The organism is Kitasatospora sp. NPDC092039 (genome assembly GCF_044756065.1).
Taxonomy (GTDB): Bacteria; Actinomycetota; Actinomycetes; order Streptomycetales; family Streptomycetaceae; genus Kitasatospora.
In genome coordinates this window covers 568,317-584,703 of sequence record NZ_JBIVSD010000004.1, presented here as the reverse complement: position 1 = coordinate 584,703, position 16,387 = coordinate 568,317, and the positions used below count along the sequence as shown (strand labels likewise).

General features: G+C 72.9%; 17 protein-coding genes. 13 read left to right on the top strand and 4 right to left on the bottom strand.

Annotation, left to right across the window (positions count from 1 at the left end):
• Window positions 1–49: 49 nt before the first annotated feature.
• The 3 genes from ACIQI7_RS12190 to ACIQI7_RS12180 all read right to left on the bottom strand — a co-directional run bounded on the left by ACIQI7_RS12190 (window position 50) and on the right by ACIQI7_RS12180 (window position 1,579).
• Window positions 50–583 carry a superoxide dismutase family protein gene (locus tag ACIQI7_RS12190; RefSeq protein ID WP_401107947.1) on the bottom strand — a complete coding sequence of 178 codons (534 nt, stop codon included), beginning with the start codon at window positions 581–583 and terminating at the stop codon, window positions 50–52.
• Between the two features lie 83 nt (window positions 584–666).
• Entirely contained in the window at window positions 667–1,077 is a 411-nt protein-coding gene (locus ACIQI7_RS12185) for a type II toxin-antitoxin system VapC family toxin (protein ID WP_401107944.1), read from the bottom strand.
• Between the two features lie 142 nt (window positions 1,078–1,219).
• Complete coding sequence (locus tag ACIQI7_RS12180) at window positions 1,220–1,579, bottom strand: hypothetical protein (protein WP_401107942.1); 360 nt, start codon at window positions 1,577–1,579, stop codon at window positions 1,220–1,222.
• Window positions 1,580–1,609: 30 nt separating this feature from the next.
• Between ACIQI7_RS12180 and ACIQI7_RS12175 the strand changes: the two genes are divergently transcribed.
• The 4 genes from ACIQI7_RS12175 to ACIQI7_RS12160 all read left to right on the top strand — a co-directional run bounded on the left by ACIQI7_RS12175 (window position 1,610) and on the right by ACIQI7_RS12160 (window position 7,175).
• On the top strand, window positions 1,610–2,722 hold the full coding sequence (locus tag ACIQI7_RS12175) for a hypothetical protein (RefSeq protein ID WP_401107940.1): 1,113 nt from the start codon (window positions 1,610–1,612) through the stop codon (window positions 2,720–2,722).
• A complete protein-coding gene (locus ACIQI7_RS12170) occupies window positions 2,719–2,874 on the top strand; it encodes a hypothetical protein (protein ID WP_387748134.1) in 156 nt (51 codons plus the stop codon). The genes ACIQI7_RS12175 and ACIQI7_RS12170 overlap by 4 nt, the downstream gene beginning before the upstream one ends.
• A 183-nt stretch (window positions 2,875–3,057) precedes the next feature.
• Window positions 3,058–5,703, top strand: coding sequence for an aconitate hydratase AcnA (gene acnA, locus ACIQI7_RS12165; protein WP_401107937.1), 2,646 nt, complete (start codon window positions 3,058–3,060; stop codon window positions 5,701–5,703).
• A gap of 164 nt (window positions 5,704–5,867) precedes the next feature.
• Window positions 5,868–7,175, top strand: coding sequence for a glycoside hydrolase family 18 protein (locus tag ACIQI7_RS12160; RefSeq protein WP_401107934.1), 1,308 nt, complete (start codon window positions 5,868–5,870; stop codon window positions 7,173–7,175).
• Between the two features lie 57 nt (window positions 7,176–7,232).
• On the opposite strand, the gene ACIQI7_RS12155 is transcribed toward ACIQI7_RS12160, so the two are convergent.
• Window positions 7,233–8,270, bottom strand: coding sequence for a LuxR C-terminal-related transcriptional regulator (locus tag ACIQI7_RS12155; RefSeq protein WP_401107931.1), 1,038 nt, complete (start codon window positions 8,268–8,270; stop codon window positions 7,233–7,235).
• 136 nt (window positions 8,271–8,406) lie between these two features.
• Between ACIQI7_RS12155 and ACIQI7_RS12150 the strand changes: the two genes are divergently transcribed.
• The 9 genes from ACIQI7_RS12150 to ACIQI7_RS12110 all read left to right on the top strand — a co-directional run bounded on the left by ACIQI7_RS12150 (window position 8,407) and on the right by ACIQI7_RS12110 (window position 16,361).
• Window positions 8,407–8,571 (top strand): hypothetical protein, encoded by a 165-nt coding sequence (locus tag ACIQI7_RS12150; protein ID WP_387748142.1) that lies wholly within the window; start codon window positions 8,407–8,409, stop codon window positions 8,569–8,571.
• 115 nt (window positions 8,572–8,686) lie between these two features.
• Window positions 8,687–8,875, top strand: a complete 189-nt coding sequence (locus tag ACIQI7_RS12145) for a lysine biosynthesis protein LysW (RefSeq protein WP_049648974.1) — start codon at window positions 8,687–8,689, stop codon at window positions 8,873–8,875.
• Entirely contained in the window at window positions 8,872–9,741 is an 870-nt protein-coding gene (locus tag ACIQI7_RS12140; RefSeq protein ID WP_401107927.1) for a RimK family alpha-L-glutamate ligase, read from the top strand. The genes ACIQI7_RS12145 and ACIQI7_RS12140 overlap by 4 nt, the downstream gene beginning before the upstream one ends.
• A 14-nt stretch (window positions 9,742–9,755) precedes the next feature.
• Complete coding sequence (locus ACIQI7_RS12135; RefSeq protein ID WP_387748146.1) at window positions 9,756–10,385, top strand: degT/DnrJ/EryC1/StrS aminotransferase; 630 nt, start codon at window positions 9,756–9,758, stop codon at window positions 10,383–10,385.
• A complete protein-coding gene (locus ACIQI7_RS12130; protein WP_401107925.1) occupies window positions 10,385–11,704 on the top strand; it encodes a DegT/DnrJ/EryC1/StrS family aminotransferase in 1,320 nt (439 codons plus the stop codon). The genes ACIQI7_RS12135 and ACIQI7_RS12130 overlap by 1 nt, the downstream gene beginning before the upstream one ends.
• Entirely contained in the window at window positions 11,697–12,749 is a 1,053-nt protein-coding gene (gene argC, locus ACIQI7_RS12125; protein WP_401107923.1) for an N-acetyl-gamma-glutamyl-phosphate reductase, read from the top strand. The genes ACIQI7_RS12130 and argC overlap by 8 nt, the downstream gene beginning before the upstream one ends.
• On the top strand, window positions 12,746–14,599 hold the full coding sequence (locus ACIQI7_RS12120) for a M20/M25/M40 family metallo-hydrolase (protein ID WP_401107920.1): 1,854 nt from the start codon (window positions 12,746–12,748) through the stop codon (window positions 14,597–14,599). Before argC ends, ACIQI7_RS12120 begins: the two co-directional genes overlap by 4 nt.
• Window positions 14,596–15,414 (top strand): thiamine pyrophosphate-dependent enzyme, encoded by an 819-nt coding sequence (locus tag ACIQI7_RS12115; protein WP_401107917.1) that lies wholly within the window; start codon window positions 14,596–14,598, stop codon window positions 15,412–15,414. Before ACIQI7_RS12120 ends, ACIQI7_RS12115 begins: the two co-directional genes overlap by 4 nt.
• Entirely contained in the window at window positions 15,411–16,361 is a 951-nt protein-coding gene (locus tag ACIQI7_RS12110) for a transketolase family protein (protein ID WP_387748156.1), read from the top strand. Before ACIQI7_RS12115 ends, ACIQI7_RS12110 begins: the two co-directional genes overlap by 4 nt.
• Window positions 16,362–16,387: the final 26 nt, after the last annotated feature.

Below are 16,387 nucleotides of genomic sequence, written 5' to 3'. Positions count from 1 at the left end.
GGCAGGAGCCGGGCGGCCCCGGCCCGCGGATGACCCCGGGGCGCGGGCCTCAGTCGTCCAGCTTGACGCAGGCCACCCGGTCGCCCGCCGCGTGCGGCCCGGCCGGAGTGCCCGCGTGCAGCACCAGCGAGCGCGCCTCGCCCGGCCGCGGCTGCCAGTCCACCGCGGTGGTGGCGCTGCCCCGCCCCCGCCCGTCGGTGCGCAGCACCAGCCGCAGCTCGTTGCGCTCGTTGGCGTAGGCCGGGTCGGTCGACGGCTGCACCGGGTCGGCCTCGTCCTGGTAGTGCGGCCCGGAGGAGGCCGGGTCGGCCCCGCAGCGGCCGGTGTGCAGGTGCACCGGGAACTCGTGGTCGGGGGCCAGGTCGGAGGCCGTCAGGGTGAGCACCGTCCGCCCGGGCACCGAGCGGTCGGTGACGATCCGGGCGTGCGAGCCGTACGGCACCAGGTCGTTCGCGTAGCTGATCGCGGCCGGCGGGACGAAGGCGGTGGCCGGGTCGAAGGCGACCTCGACGACCGAGACCGGTGAGGCGGCGGGGGTGAGCAGGGCCAGCGGCAGCAGGGCGGCGGCGAGCGGAGCGGTCATCGGGACGGGGCCTTCCACGGGCGGGGCGACGGTCGCCCTGCTAACGCGGCCGGAGCTCCGAGGACACCCGGGCCGTGGGCCGCTCAGTCCCGCCGGATCCCCCGGATCTCGCAGCGCGGCCCGCTGGCCCGCATCAGCCGCAGGTCGGCGGTGACCAGCGGCACCCCGTACCGTTCGGCGACCGCGACGTACGCGGCGTCGTCCGGGGTGAGGTTGTCCTTGAGCTCCCAGATCCGGCCGAGCAGCGGCGCCACCTCGACCTTGCGGACCTGGCGCGCCGCCACCTTCGCCAGTTCGCCGGTGAGTTCGGCGACCCGCTCGGCGGTCAGCTCCTTCGCCAGGTAGAGGCCGCGCAGCGACTGCATCACCTCGACCACGATGTGCTCGGGCGCCAACCACTCGCCGCCGGCGGCGAGTTCCTCGCGGGCCCGGATCCCGCGCGGGCCCTGGTCGGCGAGCGCCAGCACCAGCGCGGATGCGTCCACCACGATCATCAGTCGGCCCCTGCCCGTTCCCGCACGTCCACTCACCGGCCACGGTACCGGGGTGGTCATCGTCCGGTGGCGCCGGGCCCGGAGGCCCGTCACACGGCCCCGGAGACCCCTGACACGGACCCGGGCCCGGCTCTCGGCGGGTTCAGCTCCCGGTCAGCGGACCGGCGAGCAGTCCGGCCAGCAGGGAGGCGGCGTTGGCGGTGCCGGCGGCGACCCAGGGCAGCGGGTCGCGCGGGCGCAGCCCGGCGAGCGGGCGGAGCAGCAGCGCCTCGACGGCGCAGACCGCCGCCTCGCCGAGCGCGAAGCCCGTCCAGTACGCTGCCGCCGGCCCGTCGGTCCAGTGCCGGAGGGCCCACCAGAGCAGGGGGTGCGTCACCAGGTTGACCAGGACGGCGGCCGCGGCCGCCCGCCCGGGGCGGACCCCGCCCACACGTTGGAGGGCGGCGGTGTAGACGGGTGCCTCGGTCAGCAGGGTGAGGGCGAGGGCCACCGGGTAGCGCACGGCGGGGATCGTGCCACGGGGAGGGGGAGCATGGCGACCACGAGCACGGCGGCCACGAGCGCGCCGGCCACGAGCGCGCCGGCCACGAGCGCGCCGGCCACGAGCGCGCCGGCCACGAGCGCGCCGGCCACGAGCGCGCCGGCCACGAGCAGGCCGGCCGTCGCCACCCTGTGGCCCGCCCCGGGCCCGGCGGCCCGGCCGGGCGCCGCGCCGTTCGCGGGCTTCGCCCTGTCGGCCGTCCTCGCCCTGGCACTGGCCCTGCGCGCCCCGACCGGCCTGGCGGTGCTGGGCCTGGCCGCCTTCGGCCTGCTGCACAACGTGCTGGAGCTGCGCTACGTGGCCGGCCGCTTCGCCGCCGTCCTGGCCGGCCCGCTGCTGCGGCTGCTGCTGGCGCTGGTGACCGGCATCGTGCTGTGCCGGCTGCTGCCGCCCTCCCGGGCCGCCCAGTCGGCGGAGATCCTGCTCGCGTACGGCCTGCTGGCGGCGGCGTGCCGGTACGGGCTGCGCGGCCGCCCCCGGTCGCTGTCGGCGGCCGCGGTGCTGCTGGCGGGGGCCGGGGCGGCGTCGCTGGCCTTCCCCGCGTACCACTTCGTGGTGCTGGCCCACCTGCACAACGTGGTGCCGCTGCTGTTCCTGGCCGAGTGGTCGCGCCGGCTGGCGCGGGGCCGTGCGGCGTTCCTGGCGCTGCAGTCGGCCTGGGTGCTGCTGGTGCCGGCGCTGTTGCTGAGCGGCCTGCTGGACGGCCCGCTGTCCCAGCGCCCGGGCGGCTGGACGGACCGGCTGGCGGCCGCCTACACCCCGCCGGCCCTGTTGACGCCGCAGGCGGGCCTGCGCTTCCTGGCGGTGTTCGCGTTCCTCCAGACGATGCACTACGTGGTCTGGGTCTGGTTCCTGCCCCGGTACGCGCCGGAGGCCGCGGAGCGCTTCGACACCCGGGTGCCGGGGCTGCGCGGGTGCCGGGCGTGGCTGCTGGGGGCGGGCGCGGGGGCGCTGCTGGCCGTGTTGTTCGCCGTGGACCACGCCCGGGGCCGTTCGCTGTACGCGGCGCTGGCGTCGTACCACGCCTATCTGGAGTTCCCGGTGCTACTGGTACTGGTTCTCGGCCTGGGTGCGAACCGGGCGCGAACGGAGGAGGAAGAGTGAGGACGATCCCGCTGGCCGACATCGCCCCCTCGCCGACCGGCGGTTCCGGTGGTGAGCTTGTGGTGGTGCTGTTGATGGCGGCCGCCGTCGTGGCGGGCGCGGTCTGGCTGATCAGGCTGGAGCGCAAGCGGCGCGGCCCGGACGACCGGTGAGCCACGGCATGCACTATGGTTTATCTCGACATCGAGATAACTGCGTCCTACGATATATCTCGACATCAAGATACTTGCCGAGAGGCGCTCGCCGGCGATGCGGGCAAGGTAAGCCTAAGTAAGGCTGACCTTACCACCGCGTGACGGCCGGATATCGCACGAAGCACCCAGAAGGAGTCAGTCGTGTCCGCGAACAGCTTCGACGCCCGCAGCTCGCTGCAGGTGGGCGACGAGTCGTACGAGATCTTCAAGCTCTCCGCCGTCGAGGGTTCCGAGCGGCTGCCGTACAGCCTCAAGGTGCTGCTGGAGAACCTGCTCCGCACGGAGGACGGCGCGAACATCACCGCCGACCACATCCGCGCCCTCGGCAACTGGGACGAGAACGCCCAGCCGAGCCAGGAGATCCAGTTCACCCCGGCCCGCGTGATCATGCAGGACTTCACCGGTGTGCCGTGCGTGGTCGACCTCGCCACCATGCGCGAGGCCGTCAAGGAGCTGGGCGGCGACCCGGCCAAGATCAACCCGCTGGCCCCGGCCGAGCTGGTCATCGACCACTCGGTCATCGCCGACAAGTTCGGCACCAAGGACGCGTTCACCCAGAACGTCGAGATCGAGTACGGCCGCAACAAGGAGCGCTACCAGTTCCTGCGCTGGGGCCAGACCGCCTTCGACGAGTTCAAGGTCGTCCCGCCGGGCACCGGCATCGTCCACCAGGTGAACATCGAGCACCTGGCCCGCACCGTCATGGTCCGCAACGGCCAGGCCTACCCGGACACCTGCGTCGGCACCGACTCGCACACCACCATGGTCAACGGCCTGGGCGTGCTGGGCTGGGGCGTCGGCGGCATCGAGGCCGAGGCCGCCATGCTCGGCCAGCCGGTCTCCATGCTGATCCCGCGCGTCGTCGGCTTCAAGCTGACCGGCGAGCTGCCGGCCGGCACCACCGCCACCGACCTGGTGCTCACCATCACCGAGATGCTGCGCAAGCACGGTGTGGTCGGCAAGTTCGTCGAGTTCTACGGCGACGGCATCGGCTCCATCCCGCTGGCCAACCGCGCCACCATCGGCAACATGTCGCCGGAGTTCGGCTCGACCTGCGCGATCTTCCCGATCGACGCCGAGACCATCAACTACCTGAAGCTCACCGGCCGCGACGAGCAGCAGCTCGCCCTGGTCGAGGCGTACGCCAAGGAGCAGGGTCTCTGGCACGACCCGTCGCACGAGCCGGTCTACTCCGAGTACTTGGAGCTGGACGTCTCGACCGTCGTCCCGTCGATCTCCGGCCCGAAGCGCCCGCAGGACCGCGTGATCCTGGCCGAGGCCGCCGAGAAGTTCGCCGAGGCGCTGCCGACCTACTCCGCCGAGGCCTCGAAGCCGACCGCCGTCACCGCCCCCGACGGCTCGACCTACGAGATCGACAACGGCGCGGTCGTGATCGCCTCGATCACCTCCTGCACCAACACCTCCAACCCCTCCGTCATGCTGGGCGCCGCCCTGCTGGCGAAGAAGGCCGTGGAGAAGGGCCTGCACGTCAAGCCCTGGGTCAAGACCACCCTGGCGCCCGGCTCCAAGGTCGTCATGGACTACTACGAGAAGGCCGGCCTGCTCCCGTACATGGAGAAGCTGGGCTTCAACCTGGTCGGCTACGGCTGCGTCACCTGCATCGGCAACTCGGGCCCGCTGCCCGAGGAGGTCTCGGCCGCCGTCAACGAGTCCGACCTCGCGGTCGTCTCGGTGCTCTCCGGCAACCGCAACTTCGAGGGCCGGATCAACCCCGACGTCAAGATGAACTACCTGGCCTCCCCGCCGCTGGTGGTCGCCTACGCCCTCGCGGGCAACATGAACATCGACATCACCAAGGACGCCCTGGGCCAGGACGCCGACGGCAACGACGTCTTCCTCGCCGACATCTGGCCGTCCGAGCAGGAGGTCGCCGACACCGTCGCCGGCTCCATCGACGAGGCGATGTTCGACAAGGGCTACCAGGACGTCTTCGCCGGCGACCACCGCTGGCAGTCGCTCCCGGTCCCGACCGGCAACACCTTCGAGTGGGACGCCGAGTCCACCTACGTCCGCAAGCCCCCGTACTTCGAGGGCATGGCCAAGACCCCGAGCCCGGTGACCGACATCGCCGGCGCCCGGGTCCTGGCCAAGCTGGGCGACTCGGTCACCACCGACCACATCTCCCCGGCCGGCAACATCAAGCCGGGCACCCCGGCGGCGCAGTACCTGACCGCCAACGGTGTCGAGAAGCGCGACTTCAACTCCTACGGTTCCCGTCGTGGCAACCACGAGGTGATGATCCGCGGCACCTTCGCCAACATCCGCCTGCGCAACCAGATCGCGCCGGGCACCGAGGGCGGCTACACCCGCGACTTCACCCAGGCCGACGCGCCGGTGTCGTTCATCTACGACGCCTCGCAGAACTACCAGGCCGCCGGCATCCCGCTGGTCGTCCTGGCCGGCAAGGAGTACGGCTCCGGCTCGTCCCGCGACTGGGCCGCCAAGGGCACCGCGCTGCTGGGCGTCAAGGCCGTCATCGCCGAGTCGTACGAGCGCATCCACCGCTCGAACCTGATCGGCATGGGCGTCCTGCCGCTGCAGTTCCCGGAGGGCGAGAACGCCGAGTCCCTCGGCCTGACCGGCGAGGAGACCTTCTCCATCACCGGCGTGACCGAGCTCAACGAGGGCCGCACCCCGAAGACCGTCAAGGTCAAGGCGGGTGACAAGGAGTTCGACGCGGTCGTCCGCATCGACACCCCCGGTGAGGCGGACTACTACCGCAACGGCGGCATCCTGCAGTACGTGCTGCGCTCGCTGATCGGCTGAGTCCCGGCACAGCCCCAGGGGGCCGGACCGCACCACGCGGTCCGGCCCCTTTTGCATGCTGCACCGACCGGGCCCGCCCCCTTGTGCGGTGAACGGCGGATGGACTAAACCTCTCTCTCATCTGGTCCAGACCATTTGACGCCGCTTCAGAGAACAGGTCCGGTATGCCCACTCGCGCCTCAGCCCTGCTCGCCGCCGCCACCGTCGCCGCGCTGCTCGCCGCCCCCGCCACCGCCGACGCCGCCGACGGACGGCACGGCCCGAAGCTGAAGGGCCAGCGGGTCGGCTACTTCACCCAGTGGGGCGCCGACAGCTCCGCCAAGCGGGTCCAGGAGTCCGGCCAGGCGGCCAGGCTCACCGTCATCAACTACGCCTTCGGCAACGTCTCCGCCGAGGGCACCTGCTTCGAGAGCAACGAGCCCGGCCAGAGCGACGCCCGCAACGACTACCAGCGCCCCTTCTCCGCCGCCGAGTCGGTGGACGGCGTGGCCGACGCCCCGGGCCAGCGGCTGAAGGGCCACTTCAACCAGCTGCGCAAGCTCAAGGCCAAGAACCCCCAGCTGCGCACCGTCATCTCGCTGGGCGGCTGGAGCTGGTCCAAGTACTTCTCCGACGCGGCGGCCACCGACGAGGCCCGCAAGAAGTTCGTCTCCTCCTGCATCGACCTCTACCTCAAGGGCGACGTGCCGGTCCTGGCCGGCTCCCCGGAGGGCGGTCGGGGCGCGGCCGCGGGCGTCTTCGACGGCATCGACATCGACTGGGAGTACCCGGGCGGCGGCGGGGACGCCGGCAACGTGGTCCGTCCCGAGGACGGCCGCAACTTCACCCTGCTGATGCGCGAGTTCCGCGACCAGCTGGACGCGCTGGGCGGCCGGAAGGGCAGGCACTACCTGCTGACCGCCGCCGTGGCCGCCAACGAGACCGTCGCCGACCGGCTCGAACTGCCGCTGCTCAGCGAGTCGGTGGACTGGCTGAACGTGATGACCTACGACCTGCACGGCCCGTGGGAGGGCAAGGGGCCGGCCAGCCACCAGGCCCCGCTGTACTCCGACCCGGCCGACCCGGACCCGCGCGGGCGCAGCGCCGACAAGGCCGTCGTGCACTACCAGGAGCGCGGCCTGCCCTCCGAGCAGCTCGTCCTGGGCGCCCCGCTGTACGGCCACGGCTGGACCGGCGTCGCCCCCGGCACGCGCGGCGGCCTGTTCCAGAGCGCCACCGCGGCCGCGCCCGACCACTCGTACCAGGAGATCAACGCGCTGCCGGGCAAGGTCTACCTGGACCGCGACCACGGCGCGTCCTGGAAGTACGACGGCACCACCTTCTACAGCTACGACACCGCCGAGGTGCTCACCCGGAAGGCGCGGTACACGCGCTGGAACGACCTGGCCGGGGTGATGGTCTGGTCGCTGGACGGGGACGACGCCCAGGGCAGCGCGATCGCCGCGCTGGACCGCGGCCTGCGCCGCGACTGACCGTTCCCCACCCCCCGTACCCAGGGCCCGCCGCGGACGCACCCGCGGCGGGCCCTGTCACGCGGTCGGCCCGGCCGGCTCCGCGCGCGGGCCCCTGGGCTGCCGGGCGGGCGGCGGGGAGCCGTCCAGGATGCCGCTCTGCGCGGTCAGGTAGGCGAGCTGGGCCCGGCTGTTGCTGCCGAGGATCTCCGACACCTTCTTGAGGTGGCTCGCCACGGTCCGCGAGCTGATGCCGAGCCGGCTGGCGATCGCCGCGTCCGTGTAGCCGTCCACCATGAGCTGGAGCACCCGCAGCCGGGTCTCGTCGGTGAGCAGCGGTGGGCGCTGGTGGTCGCTCTCGTAGACGACCGGTGCGGCCCGCTCCCAGGCGTGCTCGAAGACCGACGCCAGGAAGTGCACCACGCCGGAATCGGTGATCTTGAGCGCGTGGTTGTGGTGCTCCAGCTCCTTGTCCGGGATGAACGCCACCGAGCGGTCGCAGATGATGAGCCGGTCGAACACCTCGTCGACGGTCCGCACCTCGATGCCGGCGTCGGTGACGGCCTTGATGTAGTCCAGCGTCGGGTAGTGCGCCCGGACGGAGTGCTGGTACAGCGTGCGCTGGCGGACCCCCCGTTTCTGCGCGTCCAGCGCCAGGACCAGCGATCTGGCGAGGACGTCGGTCGGCCGGCTGCCGCCCGGGTGCGCGGTGAGCAGCTCCCGCTCGGTCGCCTGGGTCGTCTCCGCCACCGCGGCGGCGATCACCGCCGCGCCGCCGAGCCGCTGGACGTTGTCCCCGCCCTCCCTGCGCAGCGTCCGGTAGACGCTCTCGACCTGGGACATGGCGGTCCGGATCGCGGCCACCTGCTGCTGCTGTTCGAGGATCTGCTGCTCCATCGGGTGCAGCAGGGCCGTGGTGGCGACCTCGGGCGGGACCGGTACCAGGACCGACGGATCGCCCAGCGCCGCCGTCAGCAGTCCCAGCTCGGTCAGGCACGGCGGCGGTGCCGCGGTCGGAGCCCTCCCCAACAGCACCGCCTTGCGGTAGAACGTGATCCCCTCGTCACATGGCCCGGGGTTAGCCTCCGGGCCGCCGGCGTCTGATATGTCGCACATGTGCCACCCCCTTCGGAATCTTGCAGTGCACGATCCTGAGCCATCGGATCTCTTCTGGCAAGGACCCATTCCCAGGCATTCTCTCTGTGTGCCGGGGAAACCCCCGGCGCTAACGGAGAGATCTATCTAGGGGTGGATGGAAATGAAGATCATGCGGTTCCCGGGTCGAATCCTCGCGTCCGTCGTTATGGCCGCCCTCGCGGTGATCGTCGTTTCCGCCGCACCGAGCGTCTCCGGCAGCGCCCCCACCGCCGCCGTCAGCGACGCCGCGCTCCTGCCGGGCGACCCCGGCTGGGCCTGATCGACCGGCGGGAATCCGCCGCCCCTGGACAGTATCGCCGATCCGCGGACCCGCGGGAGTGCTGCGAATCACGTTTCGCCTATTTCGGCGTGCCGACATTCAGAAGGAGAGAGAAATGACCGCTGCGATTGCCGTACCGAAATGCCTGGTGTGTGACACCGACTTCGAGGTCGACGAGGCCTGGGAGCGGGGCGAGGTGACCGAGTGCGCGGCCTGCGGCCAGGAGCACGAGGTCGTCGAGAAGTCCGAGGCCGGCGTCCGCCTCGACCTGGCCCCCGAGGTGGAAGAGGACTGGGGCGAGTGACCTCCGCCGGCCGAGTCCTGCTGTCGGCCACCATGCTCCGCCCCGAGGAGAAGCTCCTCCTCGGGGCGTTGCGTGGGGAGGGTCTGACGGCGACTCCACTCCTGATGGAGGATCTGTCCGAGGTCGTGGCGGGTCACACCGACCCGCCGGGCCTGGCCCTGATCCGCAACCTGTCCCACCGGGACGCGATCAGCGTCTCGTGCCGCCTGGAACACGCCGGGATCACCACGCTCAACCGCGCGTCGACCATCGAGACCTGCAACGACAAGGGCCTGCAGGCGCTGCTCTTCGCCCGGCACGGAATCCCCCACCCGCTCACCCGGCACGCCTTCAGCTACGACCAGGTCCGTGCGATCGTGGCCGAACTGGGCATGCCCGCGGTGGTCAAGCCGGTCAGCGGCTCCTGGGGGCGCGGCGTCACCAAGCTCGCGGACGACGCGTGCCTGGAGGCCTGGGCCGCCGGGCGCGAGTCCGTGGACGCCGCGGGGAAGCTCTTCCCCGTCATCGTGCAGAAGTACATCGACAAGCCCGGCCACGACCTGCGCGTGGTCGTCGTCGGGGGCACCCCGGTCGTGGCGATCCAACGGGTCTCGGACGACTGGCGCACCAACACCCACCTGGGCGCCGAGGTCCGGCGCGTCGACGTCACCCCGGAGATGGAGAAGCTCTGCGGCCAGGTCGTCGACGTCCTCGGCCCCGGCTTCTACGGGGTCGACCTGGTGGAGGACCGCACCACCGGTGAACTGCTCGTCCTGGAAGTGAACGCCAACCCCGAATTCGCCCGCTCCTCCGCCCTGCACGGAGTGAACGTCGCCGGCCACCTCGCCACCTATGTCGCGGGGCAGCTGGCGGCCGCGGCCGTGTGACCCGGAGAGGATCCATGGAACTGTTCGACACCGCGACGGTGCTCGCCCGCGTGCTCACCTCGGGCGTGGTCATGAGCATCGAGAAGAGCGACCGTGAACTGCCCGCCCTGGAGCGGCTGCTGACCAAGCGGACCGGCCGTGCCAAGGCCGTCCTGCTGAACAGCCGGACCGGTGCCCTGCACGCGGCCCTGGCCGGTCAGGGCATCGGCCACGGCGACACCGTGTCCCTGTCCGAGCCGGACGAGGCCACCGTGGCCTTCCTGGGCTGGCTCGGCGTCACCGTCGAGGGTCAGGCCCCGGCCGCCTTCGACTTCGTCTCCCTGACCCCCGAGAACGCCGGCCGGCTGGACGAGCTGACCGCCGGCGCCACCGCCCCCGCGCTGGTGGTGGACCTGAGCGGGCTCGGCTTCGGCCCGGCCGCCGCCGTGCTCACCGACGACGAGCGGCTCTGGGCCCGGGCCGAGCGGCTGAAGATCTTCGGCGCCTACGACCTGCGCACGATGTGGACCCAGCAGGAGGCCGACGCCGAGCTGGTGCCGGGGGTCCAGTTCAACTACCGGCTGAGCCCCCTGGTGGCCGGTTGCGTACGGATGGCCCTGACCCACGCGGCGCGCCCCGCCGCCGCAACCTCCGGAGCACGCTGATGATCACCGACTTCCCGAATTCCCCACTGCCCCTGCCCACCGCCGCCGACCTCACCGACGAGCTCGCCGCCCTCGGCGGCGGCGCGATGATCCCCAAGGCCCAGCGCCGCACGCTCTTCCCGATCATCACCAAGGAAGACGTCTTCAACCTGATGCTCGCCCAGCGGCAGTCGCCCGACAAGGTCGTGGCCGACTTCGCCGAGGCGTACCGCGCCTACGTCGGCGCCGCGTACGCCCTGCCCACCGCCAGCGGCACCTCCAGCCTGCACATGGCCCTGGTCGGCGCCGGCGTGCAGCCCGGCGACGAGGTGATCGTCCCGGCGTTCACCTTCATCGCCACCGCGCAGGCCGTGGTCGCCGCGCACGCGATCCCGGTGTTCGTCGACATCGACCCCCGCACGTACTGCATGGACCCGCAGGCCGCGGCCGCCGCGATCACCCCGCGGACCAGGGCGCTCATGCCGGTGCACGTCCACGGCCTGCCCGCCGACGTGTCCGCCCTGCGCGCCCTGGCCGACGAGCACGGCATCGCGCTCGTCGAGGACGCCTCGCACGCCCACTCCGCCAAGATCGGCGACCGGGTGGCCGGCTCCTTCGGCGACGCCGCCGGCCAGAGCCTGATGGCCGACAAGAACTTCCCGCTCGGCGGCGAGGGCGGCATCGCCTTCTACGCCACCGAGGAGGCGTACCGCAGGGCGGTCGACTACCTGGAGCGCCACGCCATCGACTACGGCATGTCCTGGGTGGCCGCCGCCTTCGGCACCAGCCAGCTGGCCCGACTGCCGTACTACGACGAGATCCGGGCCCGCAACGCCGCCCTGCTCGGCGAGGCCCTGGCGGGGACCGGTCTGTTCACGCCGCCGCACGTCCCGGAGGGGCACGTGCACGCGTACAACATGTACCGGACCACCCTGCACCCGGAGGCCGTCGGCCTGGAGGACCTGCCGGTGCACGCCGTCAAGGAGGCGGTGCACGAGCTGCTGGTCGCCGAGGGCGTGCCGGCCCGCGAGTGGCAGAACACCCCGATCCCGTGCCACCTGCCGTTCCAGCACCGCGACGGCTTCGGCAACGGCTACCCGTTCTCGCTCAACCCGGACGCCGTGCGCGACCACAAGCCCGAGGACTTCCCGGTCACCCTGGGCATGCTCGACAGCACCCTGGTGCTCTGCCGCGAGCTGCGCTCCCCGGTCGAGTACGAGCGGATCCTGCGCTACGCGGACGCCTTCCGGAAGGTCGCCCGGCGCCCGGACGCCATCCGCAAGCTCGTCGAGAGCGGCGACTACCGCCGTCCGTGGGAGAAGGCGGCCCGCCTTGGCTGACGAGAAGATCCGCGTCGCCGTCATCGGCGCGAGCGGCTACACCGGCGGCGAGGTGATCCGGCTGCTGCTCGAACACCCCGGCGTGGAGCTCGCGTTCCTCTCCGCGGAGCGCAACGCCGGCGCCACCGTCGGCAGCGTCCACCCCTGGCTGCGCAACCACCCCAGGGCCGGCTCGCTCACCCTCCGGCCGCTGGCGCAGCTCGCCGAGGCCGGCCCCGTCGACGTCGCCTTCGGCTGCCTGCCGACCGGCACCCTGCCGGAGCAGCTGCCGCTGATCGCCGACAACGCCAAGCGGGTGCTCAACCTGGGCGGCGACTTCCGGCTGCGCGACGGCGACGACGTCCGCACCCACTACCCGAAGACCGCCGCGAACCCGCCGAGCGAGGAGTTCGCCTACTACGTCCCCGAGCTGAGCCCCGGGATCCCGCAGGAGCGGTTCATCAGCCTGCCCGGCTGCATGGCCGTCACCACCATCTACGCGCTCTACCCGATGTTCGCCGCCTCGCTCGCGACCGACCGGGTCGTGGTCGACGCCAAGACCGGCTCCACCGGGAGCGGTCGCGGCGGCGGCGAGCCGCACGCCGAGCGCAGCGGCAACATCCGGGTGCACAAGCTGCACGGGCACCGGCACGCCCCGGAGGTCCAGCAGGCGATCGCCGACCTCACCGGCGCCGCCGTGGACCTGCGGTTCTCCACCCACAGCCTCGACGTGTCGCGCGGCATCATGGTCACCGCGTACACCGAACTGCGGGACGGCGTCACGGCGTTGGACGTCAAGCGGGCCTACGCCAAGGCGTACCTCGGCAAGCCCTTCGTCCGGGTCCGGCCGGCCCCCAAGGCGGCGCAGGACTTCCCGATGCTCAAGGCGGTCGTCGGCTCGAACGTCGCCGAGGTGGCGGTCGCGGTCCGCGGCGACCAGTGCGTCGCGGTGGCGGCCCTGGACAACCTGGTCAAGGGCGCGGCCGGGCAGGCGATCCAGGCGATGAACCTGATCTTCGGCCTGGACGAGACGGCCGGACTGCCCACCACGGCGGTGTCGCCATGAGCCGCCCGCTGTACGTGGTCAAGGTCGGCAGCGCCACGCTCGACCACGGGACGATCCACAAGGAGCTGGCCGACCTGGTGGCCCGGGGCGCCCGGGTGCTGCTGGTCGCCGGCGGTGCCACCGGCATCGAGACCCACTACCGCGCGATCGGCCGCCCGATGCCGCAGCTGCGGCTCGCCAACGGCGACGAGGTGCGCTACTGCCCGCCCGAGGAGATGGCCCACCTGGTCGACGCCTACGAGCGGGTCACCCTGCCCGCCGTCGAGCGGGAGGCCCGGGCCCTCGGGCTCGGCGTCTTCACCGCCGTCGCGGCGCGCGGCGGGCTGGTGACCGGGCGGGCCAACCGCCCGCTGAAGGCGCTGTCCGCCGAGGGCCGGCCGATCGTGGTCCGCGACCACCGGGCCGGCGTGCCCGCCCGGGTGGACACCGAGCGGCTGAACGCCCTGCTCGACAGCTACGACCTGGTCTGCCTGTCCGCGCCGGTCGCCGACCCGGACGGCGGCGCCCCGCTCAACGTCGACGCCGACGTGCTCGCGGCGGTCCTCGCCAACGCGCTCGACGCCGACCACCTGCGGCTGGTCACCGGCACCGCCGGACTGCTGACGGACAAGGACGACCCGCGCTCCACGCTGGCCGACGCCTACCCGGGCGACGGAGCGCGGTACGCCGCGGGACGCATGCGGCAGAAGGTCCGCGCGGCCGAGATCGCCCTGGAGGGCAGCGCCGACGTGGCCATCACCGGGCCGCACACCATGGCCGAGCCGGCGAACTGGACCAGGTTCTGGCGGGTGCGCGAGCCCTCCGCCGACCTGAGCCTGCTGACCCGGGTCGTCTCGGTGCCCTCGGTCTCCGGCGACGAGGCCGAACTCGCCACCCTGCTGGCCGAGTGGTGCCGGGAGCGCGGCATGGACGCCGCCGTCGACGAGGTGGGCAACCTCGTCGCCAGCCGCGGCATCGGCCCCCGCCGGCTGCTCCTCCTCGGCCACCTCGACACCGTGCCGCACCGCTGGCCGGCCGAGTGGCGCGAGGGCGAACTGTGGGGCCGCGGCAGCGTCGACGCCAAGGGCAGCCTGGCGAGCTTCCTGGAGGTGCTCGCCCACGCGGACATCCCGGAGGACGGCCAGCTGTGCGTGGTCGGCGCGGTCGAGGAGGAGATCTCCTCCTCCAAGGGAGCCTTCCACGTCCGGGACCACTACCCGGCCGACGCGGTCGTGATCGGCGAGCCCAGCGGCGCGCAGAAGCTGACGCTCGGCTACTTCGGGCTCTTCAAGCTCCAGGTGACGGCGTCGGTGCCCAGCGGCCACTCGGCCGGACAGGACGCGGTCTCCGCCCCCGACCTCCTGATCGAGGCGCTCGGCGGCATCCGGACGGCGGTGCTGGCCGAGGCGACCGACGCGCTGAGCGCGGTCATCGAGATCAGCAGCGGGACCGGACGCGAGCACAACCACGCCACCGGGATCCTCAACTTCCGGGTGCCGCCCACCGCCGACCTCGCCGCGCTGCGCGCGGCCGCGCTCGACCAGGTCCGCCCCGGCGTGGCCGTCGAGGTGCTGCGGGCCACCCCCGGCTACGTGGGCGGCCGCTCCGGCCCGCTGGTCAAGGTCTTCACCCGGGCCTTCGCGGACGCCGACATCCGGCCCCGCTTCGTCGTGAAGAAGGGCACGTCGGACATGAACACGCTGGCCACCACCTGGCACGACGTGCCCATGGTGGCGTACGGCCCCGGCGACTCCTCGCTGGACCACACCGACGAGGAGCGGATCGGCGCCATGGAGTACCGCACCGCCCGCACGCTGCTCGCGGACGCCGTCAACCGGTGGTTCGCCCTGCCCGAGGGGAGCCGTCGATGAGTGCGGTGCTCGCCCCGCCGCGGGCCGAGGACAGCCTGCTGGCCGTCCTCACCGACCGGGCCGTACGGGCCCGCCGGCTCGTGGTCGACATGGCCGCCGGGCCGCGCGGCTGCCACCTCGGCGGCAGCCTGTCCGTCCTGGACATCCTGATCGCCGCGCTGCACCGGGCCTCGGCCGGGGACGGCACCGAGGTCGTGCTCAGCAAGGGACACGCCGCCGCCGGCCTCTACGCGGCCCTGCACGTCAGCGGCGTCCTCCCGGACGACCCGACCCCGCGCTACGGCCTGGCGGGCGAGCCGTTCACCGGCCACCCGGGCCCCAAGGTCCCGGGCGTGCGCTTCCCCACCGGGAGCCTCGGCCACGGCGTCCCGTACGCCGCCGGCTGGGCGCTGGCGCGCAAGCTCGGCGGCCGGAGCGGTCTCGGCATCGCCGTCGCGGGCGACGGCGAGCTCCAGGAGGGCCTGGTCTGGGAGACCTGCCAGGTCGCCGCGGCCCGGGAGCTGGGCAACTTCGTGCTGGTGGTCGACCGCAACGGCGGCCAGAACGACGGCCTGGTGGCCGACATCTCGCCGCTGCCCCGGCTCGCCGAGCGGTTCGCCGCCTTCGGGTTCGAGGTCGTGGAGACCGACGGGCACGACCTGGCGGCGCTCACCGCACTGCTGGCCGGCGACCGCGCCGGGGCCCGCAGGCCGCTGGCCGTCATCGCGGCCACCGTCAAGGGCAAGGGCGTGCCCGCCGTGGAGGGCAAGGCCGGTTCCCACTACGTGACCATCGACGCCACGCGCGCCGCCAAGTGGAAGCGAGCGATCCGATGACCCTCTCGGGCCGTGACGCCTACCGCGACGAGCTGACCGGGCTCGCCGCCGAGGACGACACCATCGTCTGCCTGGAGGCGGACCTCGGCGGCAAGGGCCACCCGTTCCAGGCCGCCCACCCCGACCGCTTCTTCAACCTCGGCATCGCCGAGGGCGCCATGGTGGACATGGCGGCCGGACTCGCCGCGGGCGGGTACAAGCCCTTCGTCAGCACCTTCGCGCCCTTCGCGGCGCTGCGCGCGGCGGAGAGCCTCAAGCTGACGCTGGGCTACCTGAACGCCGGGGTCACCGTGGTGGCGCCCTACGCGGGCGTCTCCGGCGCCTGGTTCGGCACCACCCACCACTGCCTGGAGGACCTCGCCGTCCTGCGCAGCATCCCGGGCGTGGTCATCGCCGCTCCCTACGGGGAGGCGGAGATGCGCGCGGTGGTCCGCGAGGCCGTGCGCTCCGGCCGGCCGCACTACATCCGCACCGGGCGCAACGCCCAGTACCGCTCGCTGGACTGGGAGGGCGCGCAGCCGCCACTGGTCAACTGGGAGTTCCGGGCCGATCCGGGCGAGGTCTGCCTGGTGTCGGTGGGGGAGGAGGGCACCCGCCTGGCGCTGGCCGCGCGGGAGGCCCGCCCCGGCCCGGCCCACGCCCACCTGGTCTACCTGGACCACCCGAACCTGGCCCGCGCCGCGGCCGAACTGTCGCGCCACCACCGGCGGTTCGTCGTGGTCGAGGAGCACCGCGCCCAGGGCGGGGCGGCCGAGGCCCTCGCGCTGCTGATGCCCGGCTGCGAGGTCACCGCGGCGAGCGCGGACCTGACCTGGCCCTCCACCGGCGGCGACCACGAGGAGGTCATGGCCGCGGTCGGACTCTCGCTGCCCGCCGTGCTCTCCGCGGTGGCCCGGGCCGGCGGCGCCGGCCGGCTGCCGGCCTCCGTCGGAGCCTGCGTCCGCTGAGCGGGCGCCCGGAAACCCCGCGCCGT